Source organism: Bifidobacterium favimelis (assembly GCF_037963085.1).
Lineage (GTDB): Bacteria > Actinomycetota > Actinomycetes > Actinomycetales > Bifidobacteriaceae > Bombiscardovia > Bombiscardovia favimelis.
On sequence record NZ_JBANDZ010000001.1, the window covers coordinates 62327 to 77202 of the forward strand.

10 protein-coding genes are annotated in these 14876 nt (G+C 53.2%); 6 read left to right on the forward strand and 4 right to left on the reverse strand.

The window, feature by feature from the left end; all coding sequences use genetic code 11:
- Positions 1–343: 343 nt before the first annotated feature.
- The 4 genes from V6584_RS00220 (at position 344) to V6584_RS00235 (ending at position 5249) form a co-directional block, all read left to right on the forward strand.
- The gene (locus V6584_RS00220) at positions 344–1429 is read left to right on the forward strand and encodes a glycosyltransferase family 4 protein (RefSeq protein WP_340468462.1); all 1086 of its coding nucleotides are present in this window, start codon (positions 344–346) and stop codon (positions 1427–1429) included.
- A 48-nt stretch (positions 1430–1477) separates the two neighbouring features.
- Entirely contained in the window at positions 1478–2599 is a 1122-nt protein-coding gene (locus V6584_RS00225) for a glycosyltransferase family 1 protein (protein WP_340468463.1), read from the forward strand.
- Positions 2600–2621: 22 nt separating this feature from the next.
- Positions 2622–3836, forward strand: a complete 1215-nt coding sequence (locus tag V6584_RS00230) for a glycosyltransferase family 4 protein (RefSeq protein ID WP_340486077.1) — start codon at positions 2622–2624, stop codon at positions 3834–3836.
- 267 nt (positions 3837–4103) lie between these two features.
- A complete protein-coding gene (locus V6584_RS00235) occupies positions 4104–5249 on the forward strand; it encodes a glycosyltransferase family 2 protein (protein WP_340468465.1) in 1146 nt (381 codons plus the stop codon).
- 53 nt (positions 5250–5302) lie between these two features.
- Here V6584_RS00235 and V6584_RS00240 read toward each other — a convergent pair whose 3' ends face one another.
- Positions 5303–7177, reverse strand: a complete 1875-nt coding sequence (locus V6584_RS00240; RefSeq protein WP_340468466.1) for a DUF4012 domain-containing protein — start codon at positions 7175–7177, stop codon at positions 5303–5305.
- A gap of 410 nt (positions 7178–7587) precedes the next feature.
- On the opposite strand from V6584_RS00240, the gene V6584_RS00245 reads away from it, so the two are divergent.
- The gene (locus V6584_RS00245) at positions 7588–8742 is read left to right on the forward strand and encodes a polysaccharide pyruvyl transferase family protein (protein WP_340486079.1); all 1155 of its coding nucleotides are present in this window, start codon (positions 7588–7590) and stop codon (positions 8740–8742) included.
- A 60-nt stretch (positions 8743–8802) separates the two neighbouring features.
- Here V6584_RS00245 and V6584_RS00250 read toward each other — a convergent pair whose 3' ends face one another.
- Positions 8803–10275 (reverse strand): Coenzyme F420 hydrogenase/dehydrogenase, beta subunit C-terminal domain, encoded by a 1473-nt coding sequence (locus tag V6584_RS00250; protein ID WP_340468468.1) that lies wholly within the window; start codon positions 10273–10275, stop codon positions 8803–8805.
- An 86-nt stretch (positions 10276–10361) separates the two neighbouring features.
- On the opposite strand from V6584_RS00250, the gene V6584_RS00255 reads away from it, so the two are divergent.
- Complete coding sequence (locus V6584_RS00255) at positions 10362–11885, forward strand: lipopolysaccharide biosynthesis protein (RefSeq protein ID WP_340468469.1); 1524 nt, start codon at positions 10362–10364, stop codon at positions 11883–11885.
- Between the two features lie 176 nt (positions 11886–12061).
- Here V6584_RS00255 and dcd read toward each other — a convergent pair whose 3' ends face one another.
- Positions 12062–12643 (reverse strand): dCTP deaminase, encoded by a 582-nt coding sequence (gene dcd, locus V6584_RS00260; RefSeq protein ID WP_340468470.1) that lies wholly within the window; start codon positions 12641–12643, stop codon positions 12062–12064.
- Positions 12644–13423: 780 nt separating this feature from the next.
- The gene (locus V6584_RS00265) at positions 13424–14851 is read right to left on the reverse strand and encodes an MFS transporter (protein WP_340468471.1); all 1428 of its coding nucleotides are present in this window, start codon (positions 14849–14851) and stop codon (positions 13424–13426) included.
- Between the last annotated feature and the right edge of the window lie 25 nt (positions 14852–14876).

Genomic DNA, 14876 nt, shown 5'->3' on the forward strand with positions numbered 1-14876 from the left:
CCATAGACGAGCATTGTCTCTGCCTCTCTACTACCGCGGACCAGCCATTGACAGCGTCTGCCACCATAACATGACCTATGGTCCTGTTTTTCAAGGCTGTCGGGCTACGGCTGATCCAGCCTTGCCCAGGTGGGCCGGGTTCGTGTATGGCGTGTAATCGCTCCTGCTTTCATGATGCCCGTACTCCACGCGCATGTTGCAACTGCAACCAGCAGCAGGCGTGGTGAGGGCCGATGTCTTAGAGGGGTGGTTGTTGAACGGGGTGTGCTTTAAGGATGGGGATGGTAACTTGGCGATAGCATATAGTCATAGAGCTGGCATTTGAATAAAGAAAGTAAGGGCCGTGAAGACTGTAGCATTCATCATCAATGACGTAAGCGGCGCCGGGGGGACTGAGAGGGTAGCCACACGAATCGCCAATCAACTGGCTGCCGAGAGGGAATTCCGTATCATATTCATTAGCTTATATGAGAGAAGAAGCCCCGTTTTCTATGATATTTCAGATGACGTGAAGCATGTATCCATCTACCCTGAAGAAAAACACGGGGTATGGCGGTATTTTCTGACATGCTACCGGATTCGTCACTTTTTACGTGATTACAGTGTTGATATTGCTATTGATGTAGATTGCATCTTCGATTTATATACGCTGCCAGCGGCAGCGGGCTTATCTACCAAGGTGATTTCCTGGGAACACTTTAACTTCAACCAGAACCCTCAAGTGCCCTACCGCAAGATTGCACGACGGCTGGCGGCTAGATATGCGGATGCGATTGTCACTTTGACAGAAGAGGATCAGCGGTTATATAAGGGAAATCTCAGCCTGAGATGTCCCATCGTCACCATTCGTAATCCCATGCAAAGTATGTCGACAAGACCCGAATACGACAAAACATCGACCAACCTGCTCAGCGTAGGACGTCTCACGTCCCAGAAGGGATTTGACCTGTTGGTTCAGATTGCTGCACTTGTTCTTCCCGGTAACCCAGACTGGCACTGGCAGATTCTGGGCGAGGGCGAGGACAGGGATTTGCTCGAAGGACAAGTAATAAGGGCCGGCCTTGAGAAGCAGGTATCGTTCCTCGGGAATAGAGAGAATGTTGATGACTTCTACAAGAAAGCAGCTATATTCGTCCTGACTTCGCGGTACGAGGGGTTGCCGATGGTCCTTCTTGAAGCAAAAGCGCACCGGCTGCCTATCGTTAGCTTCAACTGTGAAACAGGTCCTGCCGAGATTGTCGATGATGGGAGAAACGGCTTCTTGATTGACGGATTCGACTGTAACGCCATGGCAGGCAAGCTGGAAGAACTTATGAGGTCTCAGGCCAAACGCCAGGAGTTTTCTTCCGCAGCTGGCCTTCATTCAGACCGGTTTGATATTGACAAAATCGTCACCGCATGGAAGAAGCTGTTTGAGAGACTCGACTGAGGAGCACGCCACTGGCCTGAGAGGCTGTCGCTCGGCAGAGGAGGAATCATGAAAGTACTGGTCCTTATAACGAAGATGGATAGAGGCGGTGCTGAGACTTTTGTCATGAACTATATGCGCCATTTCAATCGTGACGTCATACAGTATGACTTTCTGGTTAACAGGCAGGAGCCGGGTGCATATGAAGAGGAGATTCAGGACCTCGGAGGGCACATCTACCGGATGAGCCCTATGTATCCGCAGTATTTTGCGCGCTATAAAAGGGAATTCAGAGCCTTCATCAGAGAGCATCCCGAATATCGGATCATCCACTCGAATCTTGAAGAGCGCAGCTATTTTCCCCTGCGAATCGCGAGCGAAGAAGGTGTGCCTGTCAGAATAGCGCACGCACATAACGTGTATAGGGGCGTTAATCCCAAAATGGTGTTCAGAGATTATTTCAGATTTCGCCTTCCTCCTTATGTCACGGACAAGTTTGCCTGTTCCTTACAGGCCGGGAAGTGGCTTTTCGGCAATGGTGTCCTCTCTGACAGAAGATTCAAAATCGTGCGCAATGCGATTGAAGTGGATCGGTATGCTTACCGCCCCAAGGTCCGGGAAGATTTACGGATGCGCTTATCGCTGGGCCAGCGATTGGTGGTGGGCAATACAGGGCGTCTGACGGGCCAAAAAAATCAGGCTTTCCTGATGGACGTCTTTTCAGCTGTCAAGAAGGTGCGCAGGGATGCCGTTCTCCTCTTGGTAGGAGAAGGCGAACTGAAGCGGTCACTTGAACGGAAGGCAGATGAGCTTGGGATTCGGTCCTCGGTAATTTTTGCCGGGAGCGTCCCTGATGTGGAAGATTACCTGCAGGTCATGGACGTTTTTGTTTTTCCGTCCTTATATGAGGGTCTACCGCTGTCTATGGTTGAAGCTCAGGCCGCAGGATTACCCTGCATAGCTTCCGACAGAGTTCCGCGAAGCGTTAAGTTGACGAGTAGCGTGAGTTTCCTCTCGCTTGAAGACCGTCCGGAGGAATGGGCTGATAAAGTCCTGAGGTCCGCTGACTCGAAACGCTGTGACAGACGAGACAGCGTCAGGCAGGGAGGCTATGACATAAGGGATGCCGCGCCCAAGTTGCAGGATTTCTACCTATCTGCACTCAACCGCACAGGGGCGCAGGCCGTTTGATAGTTCATCAGGAGCAAGACCAATGAAGTTGACTAATCCATCATGCAGCGACGATCGAGCAGGTTCCCCTGTTCTTCGTGGATGGGCAGGTCCAACACCAGTGACCAATGTGCTGCTGATTGTAGAAGCGCTGGCTGGCGGTGGAGGCAGGCATGTAAAAGACCTTGCCATCAGCCTGGCTGCTGACGGTTTCGAAGTGACTGTGGCGTGCGGGAAGGACAGGGCGTCTTCCGCCCTGCTTTCCAGCCTCATGCATACGGATTCTCAGCGTGTTCACGTGGCCTTGCTGCCCCACCTGGTCAGAAGGCTCAGTGTGAGCAAAGATATACAAGCTCTTCTTGATTTGACCAAGCTGATACATAAGACAAAGCCTGATATCGTGCATTGCCACAGTTCAAAAGCAGGCATACTCGGAAGGGCGGCAGCAAAGCTGTGCGGCATCGAGACAGTTTTTTATACCCCCCATGCGTATGCTTTTCAATCTCCAGAATTTGGGAAAATAAAGAAGCATATGTTTATCCTGCTGGAGCGGTTTTTTAGCAGGTTCGCTACGACAAAAACATTTAATGTTTCTGAAAGTGAGCGTAAGCAGGCTTTGGCCTGTGGCCTTGACAGGCCGGAAAAATTCATCGTAGTGCCGAACGGCATATCTGATGCCATCCCATTGTCAGCGGATGCAGCCAAATCCCGGATGGGTTTCCGGCGGAACGACATTGTGGTCGGGACAGTGGCGCGCTTGAGCGTGCAAAAGAACCCGATTGAATTTTGCCGGGTGGCTCAACTCATGCTCAGCCGTATGCCTGATTTGCAGTTCGTATATGTCGGTGATGGGCCCTTGGCGGATGACGTAAAACAATACGTCCTTACCCATCAGCTGAGCGGGCATTGTCATTTGCTAGGATACCGGAGCGATGCTGAAAGGCTAATGGCCGGGTTTGATCTGTTTCTGATGACATCACTGTACGAAGGTATGCCATACAGTTTGATTGAGTCATTGCGAGCAGGCATCCCAATTGTCGCGAGTAATGTGATGGGAGTGAAGGACATCGTCACATCCCGACAAATCGGCCTGCTGTATCAGCCGGGAAATGTTGAAGCCGCAGCCGATCAGTTGACATATGCACTGAATGTTGCTTGGGATAAAGGGTTGATTCGGGAGGAATACGAAGGGCGATATACGCTGACTGCCATGGTCGCAAGGATTGAACAGGAATATCGAAAAGACCTGAAAAGGTAAGGGCAAGGCGAGTATCCACAATGCAGAAATCCAATCTGTTGCAGTCGGATAGAGCGACGGTTCTAGGGCCAGCGGGTGCGTCTCTTTATGCGGACGGCAGTCTTTCGGGATGAAGATGCTGGAAGAAGCTGACCCTCGAAGGGGGCAGCAATCAACATGACATTGGATTGAGGTTGTGGGTGTCGTCTTGCATGCGATAGGACAATAAGATTTGAAAGCAGGCCGTGGGTGGCGTAGGAAAACAAGGCGCAAGAGGCATGAGTCATCATGGCGGAGGGTGCAGCGTATTCGGCTGGTTTTGCCGGGAAGTCGGATGAATCGGTTTTATCTGTGCGATATGGGAAGCGCGACGAACATGCAGACGGGAAAGGGGGATTGGGTATGGTGCCAGAAAAGCCACTGATTAGCGTTATTGTGCCCATCTATCAAGCAGAGCGATTCTTGGATAAGTGCATATCAAGCATTGTTCATCAATCATATAGAGAACTTGAAATTCTCCTTATTGATGACGGATCTTCCGATTCTTCCCCGGATATTTGTGATACCTGGGCCGAGGCGGATAAGCGTATCCGGGTCATACATAAAAGCAATGCTGGCGTTGCCCATTCGAGGAACATCGGACTTGATGAGGCACGTGGTGATTTGGTGACATTCGTAGACGCCGACGACTGGTTGGGTGAGGATGCTTACCTGACGATGCTGGAAAATATGCAGCGTGAACGTGCCGAAATATCATGCATTGGTATTGCGGATGTGCGTGGACTGCGCATCATGGCGAGGAGTGAGCCGGGTGCATGCACAGTTGGTGGTGCCGAAGAGGGCTTGATACTGATCAATGCTTCACCGGCTGGGACAGCTCCATGCCTGAGTCGCAGCGTGTGGGACAAGCTGTATCTTCGTAGCTTATTCGAGGGGATTCGATTCTCCACAAAGTCATATATCGAGGATGCGGTCGTAACATATGCCCTGATGGAGAAGGTTCGACGTTTTGTCTATGATCCAAGGCCTCTTTACTTTTATAGACATGTTGAAGACAGCAGATCCAACAGTGATGTCGTAGATGTCGAGACAAGCACTTACTTTGAAGGGCTTTATCGACACTTGCGTGATGCGTTTCCGAAGGCAGCACCTTATTTACTGTATACATACTTGGAGAATGTCGTTCGTACTTACCAGGCCTCTCTGCGAGTATCTGATAGTCCGAAATATAAGACGTTGCGACTTCACTTACGTCATCTGGTTCGACGCTATCATATGGTGGTCGAGGAAGAAGTAAGCCCATCTGTGATTCCTATCGGTATGATGATGAAAATCAGATGGAGGATGCTGATATTGCTTCCTGGTATCTATAATATGCTCTATAGATTCTATAGATTGTTTATTTACAGATATGCTATAAGAAAGCGACATTGAAGTGCTGACCGGTGATATTGCTCCGGCCAGGTGTGTAGCTGTACAGGGGTTCGTCACCTGCCGATTGCACACTTGCCTGTATTGTGTGTGATGCCAGGGTCACTCCATCCCATCGGGGTCTGGTCGAGGGTTAAATCGCTTGTGGCTCGGTTGGAAGTGATCACATCATATTCGTATGTGACTGCTTTTCCGGGTGAGAGTGTGGCTATACCCGTATACAGCGTTTTCCCATCAAGTTTGGCGGTGGTTAAACCCGTCGCATTCCCGGTTATATGGAAGTCGGTAATAGATCCTCCGGCAGGCGGGTAAAATAGCATACGCTCAACAGGAGTACCCGGTTGGCCGATGCCGGCAAAACCCCCGAGTATGTAGCGGTTCCCGCTGTTCAGGTCTGATTGCGGAATCGTGTTCGTCATTGTGAACCGCACATGGTAAACCTGATGTCCGTCCTTGTCGCAATGGGTGCGAGTAATATCGGTCTTGCGGTGTATATACCAGTCCAGCTTCGATGGGTTGTTTTCATTGAGATAGATGCCGATTTCCGGTTTTTCGGGATTGTCGGGAGCGTTTTTCGCCAGTCCGGCTCCTTGGAAATTTGCCGCCTCATCTTCGTGGAAGGTGAAGGTGTATATGTGTCTACCCTGAGCCATGGGGCGGATGACCTTGACTATCTTGATGAGTTTGCTCATGTTGAGGTCCTTGAAGACGTTGTTCATGGCCTGGGCGGCAACTCCTGCAAAGACAGCGTCCTGCATATTCTCGGGCACTGTCTTGTAAATGCCATTCATGAAGAATTCAGCGGTATTGTTGCCATTCAGTGCCATACCGCCGGGAAGTCGGACCTCGCCGCTTATCTTGATTATCTCTTGGATGAACACGGGATCAATCATCATCACGCCGTCAACAGGCGTTGAATAGCGCGAAAGCTGCCACCGTTGCTTGACGACTGTAGCAACATGGGGAAAATCAGGATTCGCTGATACATCTCGAATGTCAAAGTTGAACTTCAGCGGTCCGGAAAAGATGGCCTCCTCTTCATATGTGCCGCCTCGTGCGAGGTTAATGAAATCAGAGTTTGGATGGAAACTGTTGACTTTTATCTGCCCACTGTCTGTCGTCATGGAGCCCAGCGAGCCAATCAGTCCACCTCCTGAGCGAGCTTCTGAAGGGGTCTGTGCAGCAATGACGTAGTTGCGTGTCCCCTTGCTCCCGAGGAACTGGGGAACGATTCGAATGTCGTCGCTGGTTTGGTCGACCTTGTCTGATACCGCAGAAAACTGTTTGATGCCATGCCGGTAGAGAGTGTCGATTTTCGATATCTTTGGATCCGGCAGGTTTTTCAGGGTTCTAAGTTCTTCTTTGAGCATCTTGTTGGATTCGGCAAAACCATCGCTGGCATCCTCTATGGGCTTCAGATTGACTTTGCCGCCCCCCTCGCTGAACTTCGCGGCGAGGAGGCGGGTGGCGGTGTCCGAGAGCTTTGGCAAGGAGCGGTGGGAGACGTCATCCACAACGTCCACTATCCCCTGGACTGTTCTGACGTCATCACCGTAGACAGGGATTTTTGCGGCCACCTCCCACAGGTTGCCATGGGCTATCTGCCTTGCTGCATCCGTCTCTTGCTGCAAGTCAGGAATGATACCGGCTATGGCATTGGGATTCTGAATGGCCTTGTCTCCATTTATCGATGAGACCAAACTGATTGCACGCTCTTCGTGCCCCTTAACCACCATCGCTTCCTTGTAAAATTTGTAGCCGAAGCCTGCGCATATCCCAAGAAGGGTTACCAGGAGCAGAAGGAGGATAAGGACCGTGTTCCGAACGGCATGCCCTTTGAGCTTTACCTGGCTGCTGTGGGCGCCATAAATTGAACGGCTTCCTTTCCGCGCTTGACCGGTGTGATTGCTCTTGCCGTTTAATTCGGGCATTCCTGCTCCTGCTCACTTGATGCGTGACTTCTTCGGTGCATGGGACCTGTATATCGCAGCACTAAATTACTAATTGTGCGGCATTTTCATGAGTAGAGAGCCATGGCGATGAAGTCTCTACAATACCCGCCGCTGCCGCCAGTCGCACCGTCCAGGGAAGTTGGTATTGGTGCTCTCGTCTGGCCTGCCAATCGTCATGCCATAGGTTTGCGGGATGATTCAATCTTGTTTTTGACGGTTGCCATCGCCCAATCATAGCGTCATTTGAATGCTGTGCAGATCACTCGTTTTCGCTATGGATCATCCGCAGCGCGTCCGCTTTCTCCTGGCAAGGCTCGGGAAGCCTATCGGTGGGTTCCGTCTCAGCCCATCCTGAGAAGCTCAAAGGCGATGTACTATCATATAGATTTATGAAGCTCAGGTCTCCTTTAAGTCGGAAAAGCGAGTTAAGCGTGTCTGAGGGCAATGAGAAACGGTACGCTATATTGACCATCAATGACCCGTATAATTACGGTAATAGGCTTCAAAACTATGCCCTGCAGGAGATGTTACGGGAATATGGCGAAGTGACCACCATAAGGTTCCTTACCCCGGATGTAACCGGAATCGCCAGTTTCGAGCGCAGTCTAAAGCGAATCGGTAAAAGCTTGCTTGGTCCGCTGATTCGAATGTTGCCCCTTGGCGACAAGTCGCTCCTTGCTAAGAGGTATGGGAAGGATATCGAATTCACCAGACGGTATGTACCAGACGATGTGTTGTCGCTTACTTTATCTGAAGGTCTGACAGGGGTGGATCGGTTTTATCCATCAAAAATCGTCATCGGGTCCGACCAGGTATGGAACTATATCTGGGTTTCTCCGGAAGAGCTTAGGTGCAGAATCGGGATTTTCCGACGCGGAATGCCGGCAATCGCTTATGCGGCCAGTATCGGAGTTTCCGACATCCCCGGCCAGTTAAAGCCCATCTTCATCGAGGGGCTTCAGGGCCTGCAAGCTGTCTCCGTAAGAGAGGACAGGACCAAAGAGCTTGTTGATGGCCTTTCAGACCGAGAAGTCTCGGTTGTGCTCGATCCGACCCTTATGGTGGATAGGAGACAGTGGGAATCAATATTCGATGGTTTTGTTCCAGATGATGAGCGGTATGTGCTGACCTATTTTCTCAGTAAACAATCTGCTGAGGTGGAGAATTTCATCGAAGATTATGCACGCAAGAATGGCCTGGGGATTCGGAGGATTCTTGATTTCAGGGATCCTGAGACCTATATTGCGGGACCTCAGGATTTTGTCGAATTGGTGGCAAAGTCAGCTTTTGTCTTCACTGATTCTTATCACGCCTGCTGCTTTTCGATTTTATTCAGGAAGCAGTTCAAGGTATTCAGCCGCACGGAGTACGACGGTAAAATGAGTCTGAATTCAAGGATGGATACGCTGTTCCGGGAATTTGATTTGACTGATGTGATGAGTGCACGGTACGTTCTTGGAACAATTGACTATGACAGGGTGGATGAAATGCTGGACAGGAACAGGCGATCCTCCCGTGAGTGGCTGCAAACTGCACTGGAATAACGGGAAGACTTATATTTGCGGCACCCCTTGTCCAAGCAGGCAAACCGAATTAAGGGGGCATCATGCCCGTTTAATCCTCAATAGCCGTTTCAGATTGGTTTTTACACCGGCTGGCAGGAGGTGTCCAATGCTTCTCTTGATCCGGGTCAAAAGTGGAACCGAAATTCTGCGGTATCGCCTTACCAGTGGTTTCATATGGGCAACGAACTTTGAGAAATCACCTGCCGCCTCCGCCTCGTGGTAGGCTTGAAAGCTCTCGTTTTTCAGCCGGGTGCGCATTGCATAGACTTCTTTACGGCGTTCCGAAGGAGCCTGTATTCCCGTGAAACGACGTTTTGTCGGTACCCATTCGCCTCGTGCTCGTTTCGTCTCGATCCGGTAAGACAACCCCTGCCTTCTATGTCGGAACCCACCGGCCTGCGATTGATATATCTCGGCAGGGGATGAGTCGAACAGTTGAATCTCATCCGCGTGCTCGTCCAGGATGGTTGCAATCTCAGGATTGCGCACAACGATGACGTTTGTCCCCAAGCCGTCTCCTGCATACTTGGGTAACCAGGCATCCCCGAAGGTGACATCCGCTGTCTCGGCGAGCACGTCGTCGCAGAAATCGCAAGCGTTATATTTGAAGTAGCCCAAGCCCCAGTCTGTGGTTGACAGGTCTGCGGTTCTTTTGATGACCGAATGAGGTGATTCGGGACCGCGGCCGTCGACCTTTATCGCGTAGTCAGATGCCGGTCTTCCCTGAAGTTTGTATCGAAAATCAACCCGCTCCAACGATTGAGGAGGGATGCCCGACTCCCAGGCCTCGCTTTTCGCGAAGAAATCGGACTTCAGATGTCCACAGACCAGGCCGATACAGTAGGGGATTCGCTCTTTGATTACCGGATTCTGCCGGGCAATCAACCGGACGCTTTTTATAAAACAGGGGATTCCGATGAACAGATATCTTCCCGCATTATCAGATACGTACTTCAGCACCTCTGACATTGTGATGGGGTAGTACTTGGATTTGGCCCCCTGCGTCACCTCTTCGGGGGTATGGGAAATCTGATAGCCATACATATTTTCAGGGGAATCACCGTCTTTGACGTGAATGACAGCATCAATCAGTCCCTGCTTCAACATGGTTGCAGCCAACCAGCTGATGAATCCTCCCGAGCTTCCTCTTTCCCGGTATCCGTCCTGCTTGACGTACCCCACGTATGTGTCCAGGAAATAACCGAGGTTCTCATCATGCTTTATGCCGTCCACTCCGGCGAAAAGGGTTTCGGCTATCCGGTTCTCATCATACCGGCTGGCAAAGGGGCACACCTGGCTGGCTGCTCGCAGGTCGGTGTCGGAAACTTGCTCGGCTTGGAGGCAGCCATCCGAATTCTTAATGATTCTGAACGCCGGATCCACGAAAGCGCAGGCGCCGCAGCCTATGCAAAAAGTAGTCTGCCCCGTAGGAGAGTCCGCGTCCTTGCTCTCGATCACTCTTGTGATGTCAGTATTGTGAACATCGTTTGCCTCAGCCTTTACGGAGTCCATGGTTGTTAGGATACACTCTGAAGCGGAGTGCAGAAAATCGCGTCGGCCCTTCGGAGGGTGGTCGTATGACTCATTGACGATTCGACATGGAGAAGAGAGGGATATTGGCAGGGCAGAGGAAAATAGGGGCACTACTCGGATATGTGAATATATTGGCGAAGAACCTTGTCAATCTCCTCTATACGCCCATCCTCCTTCACTACCTCGGTCAAGCTGATTACGGAGTTTTCCAGATGACGAACTCCGTGGTTTTCATGCTTACCCTGTTGAGCGCAGGTTTTTATGGTGCCTACGTCAGATTCTATACATTGAAAAAACAGCGAGGTACTGCCGATGACGTGCGAAGGCTCAATGGCATGTTCCTCCTCGTGTATGTGGCCGCTGCCCTCCTGTGCATCGTCCTCGGACTGGTCTTGGTCGCCAACTCGGAGCGTCTGTTCTCTAAGGGGCTGACGCCGGATGAGGTAACTCTCACCCGGACTCTCATGGTGATAATGACGCTCAATGTATCGGTCACCCTCCTTTCCACGCCTTTCGACTCATACATAATCGTTCATGAAAGGTTTGCCTTCCAACAGACGAGACAGCTCTTCACCTCACTCGCCACCCCCTTCGTCGCTGTCGGGGCCCTTGTGCTCGGTGCCGGGGCCAGCGGGGTGGCTGTCGCGCAGTTGCTCGTTTCATTGGTCCTTCTCGGTCTCAATGTCAGGTTTGCGGTTTCTAAGCTTGGTATGGGCTTCCTCTTTACGAATCTGCAGTTCGGTCTGTTCAAGGCGATAGCAGTTTTCAGTTTCTGGATTTTCCTCAATCAGATATTTGATCTGATCAACAACCAAGTACCTAACTTTCTTTTGGGCGCTATGAGTGGGGCGGAAGCGGTCGCAACCTTTTCCATAGCAGTTCAGATCCGGACCGTTTTCTTCTCCATGTCGACAACGATGTCGAATGTCTTCGTCCCCCTCATCAACAGGATTGTTGCGACTTCAGATGATAATGAGGTGCTCACTGCTCTCATGACACGGGTCGGCAAGTACCAGATGATACTTTTCTGCTATATCTTCGGTGGTTTCGTGCTTGTCGGCCAGTTCTTCATACTCAAGTGGGCAGGTCGCGCCAATACCGATGCATACTGGCTGGCTGTCATCATGACCCTGCCGGTGGTGGTGCCGTTGACGCAGAATACCGGTATAGAGATTCAGCGGGCGAAGAACAAACATAAAGCCCGCAGCGTCATTTATATTTTCACCGCTCTGATTGATGTGGTCATTTCCGTGCTCTTCATACCAAAGTTCACGTATTGGGCAACTGCAATAGGGTATATCGCCAGCATTGTTCTAGGTACGGGCCTGTTCATGAATTTCTACTATCACTTCAGCATAGGCCTGAACATGGTTTACTTCTGGAAAAAAATGCTGCCCACCATGGTTTCCACAACGGTCATCACGGGTGCCTGCCTCTTGTTGACCCGGGTGCTGCCTGTCGCTTCGCTGGTGTCTTTCATAGTGTGGGTTCTTGTCTATTCGGCGATTTTCTTTGTTGTCGCTTGGAAGTTCCTCCTTGATGAGGGTGACAGGAAACGTATCGTCTCACGTGCCCATAAGGAGAATTGATTGAAGTGAACGCAGGATTGTGCCGGCGGGGTGTCATCATCCGCCCGTTAGGACCTCCCCGGCAGAGGGATTGGGTCCAGGTCCCGCAGCCTTTGCCTCTTCAAAGCAGGTCGCCTATGTGAACCGCCTCAGCATTGCTGCGGGCACCGTGCGTATGGACATCGTCGTGCCTGTTCTCACTCGGACACGTCGGCCTTGTAGAAGTCCACGTATGAGCGTGATGGGGTGGGGCCGCGCTGTCCCTGGTAATGGGATCCGTTGTGCTTGGATCCGTAGGGGTACTGGGCCGGTGAGGATAGTTGGAAGAAGCACATCTGCCCGATTTTCATGCCCGGCCATAGCTTGACCGGGAGGGTGCTGACGTTGGAAAGCTCCAGGGTGATGTGGCCCTCGAAACCGGGGTCGATGAAGCCGGCGGTGGAGTGCGTCAGGATTCCCAGGCGGCCCAGAGAGCTCTTCCCCTCGAGACGGGCCGCCAGCGTGGCATCCAGCTTCACGTACTCCCAGGTGGAGCCCAGGACGAATTCGCCCGGGTGGAGGATCCACGGACTCCCCTTGGCCACCTCGAACTGTTCAGTCAGGGCGCCCTGATCTTCGGCCGGATCCACGTACGTGTATTCGTGGTTGTTGAACACGCGGAAGAAGCGGTCGAGACGGACATCCACGCTTGAGGGCTGGACCATTTCAGGTGTCCAGGGATCCAGGGACAGGTGTCCCTCGTCGTGCGCTTTCAGGATGTCATGGTCGCTGAGCAGCATGTGTCTGTTCTCCTTAGGTCTTTGGCCGGCCGGCACGGGTGCCGGCGTGCCCTCCCGTCTGACACGTCGCCTGCAGGCTGGATGGTGTGTCATGCCCGATGTTCTTTCACCAGTCTAACAAGTGATTCCGGTCTTTGCCCTTGGGTTTGGGCGGCTTTCCCGCCGGGAGGCCGCGTTCTCAGGGAATTCACAGACAACCCCATCATCTTCCCAAGGTGGGTTGTGTTTACTGTAACTGTCGGCGGGCAGAGCCCACCGGCCAGACGAAGCGATATCGTCCGATAACTGATTTCCCTTCTTCTCTCTCTCGCCCGGCGGTCTTCCACCCGCCGGGTTCTCTTTTTCCCGGGGTACGTGACCAGGCCCGTTTCCCACTCCACCCCCCCCCTGTGCGACCGGTGGTCCAGACGATTCGCGTATCTCCGCACATAGACGCTGTCCCCCCGTGCGACCGGTGGTCGGCGGATGCCGAGCATGCCTGTCAGCGAGTTCGGGCCGTGATAGGCGGGGTCAGGCCGTGATAGGCGGGGCCGGCCGCCGGGAAGGGCGGTCCGTACTTTCCCGGGTACGTGAAAGGCCCCGCCCGTTATGGCGTAGGCGGGGCCTTTCAGAAGGGGGACAGGATGGGTTCGCCTCTGTCCTCCCTGGCTGAGGGAAGAGGGAATCATCTTGCTGGGAGGATGGGATCGGCTCCCATCCTGTCCCCGGCTCAAGCGGCCGTTTCTTTTTGGGAACCGGCCAAGTCAATGTTCGTGGGCGGCGGTCAAGCCGCCGTTGCCGTCAGTCCCCCTGGGGGGCCTGTTTCGACATGGGTCTGTGGAAGATCAGGACGATGGCCAGGGCCAGCAGGGAGGCCGCGCACATGATCCAGAACATGTTGGAGGCCTGGGCCTGGCTTCCTGTCTCTATGCCGAAACCGGGCAGGGCAAGGGAGCCCAGGTGGTCGTTGGCCATGAGGCCGCTGTAAACGGCCATGCCGATCGAAGCCGAGGTGTTCATCATCAGGTCTCCGATGCCTATCCCCCTCCCGTTCTCCTCCTGGGGGAGGGTGGCCGAGAAGGAGTCATACAGGGGTGTGTACGACATGGTGATGCCGGCTATGAAGACGCAGGCCAGGATGGTCAGGAGCCAGAAGCCCTTGGTGATGAAGAGGGCGGACCCGGCGCATCCGGCCACCATTAGCACGGCCGAGAGGATCAGCATGGGAAGGCGGCCGATGGCCGACATGATGGCTCCCGAGAAGCAGCCGAAGAGGGTGGCCACGATGTATACCGCAGTCAGGCAGAGGGAGACCTGGCCCAGGGAGATGTGATAGATGCCGTCACCGATCACGTTGTAGATCGGGACGCAGGCGAAGTTGAAGAAGTAGAAGACGAAGAGGGCCAGGAGGACGGCCATGTAGGGTCCGTTGGTGATGAACTTCTTGCTCAGGAAGGGATTGCGCCCCTTCCACACGTAGAGGGCGAAGACCAGGATCAGCGCGGCCAGCACCCCCAGGATCCACATGGCGGGGAAGGAGAAGTAGACGGCCACGAACCCTGCTATCACGGCGAACAGGGCGATGCCGAAGACGTCGATCCTGTCTCCCTTGGCCCCCGTGTCCGGGGTGTTCCTGGCGATGGTGGGAATCAGAAAGACCGACAGGAGGGGCACCAGGAAGAGGTACTTCCAGTCGACCGAGGTGATCAGCCCACCCGCGAAGATGCCCACGGCCGAGGAGGCATAGTAGACGGCGTTGAAGAGGCCAAGATAGAAGGCCCTCTCCTTGTCGCTCAGATACTTCATCGCCATGACCAGGAAGACGGACCCGGCCACCTGCCCGCCGGCGGTCTGGATCATGCGGGCCGCGACGACCACCCAGAAGTCCGAGGCTCCGAGGAAGCCAAGGAGGCTGCCCGTCACCAGGGCGCCGATTCCGAAGAGGGTCATCTTCCGGGGGGATATGTAATCGCACAGGGTCCCGTAGAGCATGCAGACCACGCCCAGGACGATGCCGGGCAGGGTGGAGATGAGGGAGGCGTTGGCGGACATGCCCAGGGAGTCGCCTACGTTCTGGAAGACCAGGTTGAATGCCTGGATCATCAGGGTGCCCAGCAGGAAGATCGTCAGAAGGGCGGGGAGGGACTTCTTGGTCTTGGCACGGTTGTCCGCGGCCGTGCTGGCCGGGCGGGACCCTGTCAAGCCCGTCTCTCGGATCGTGTCGGTCATGGCTGTGTGAACTCCTTATCGTGTT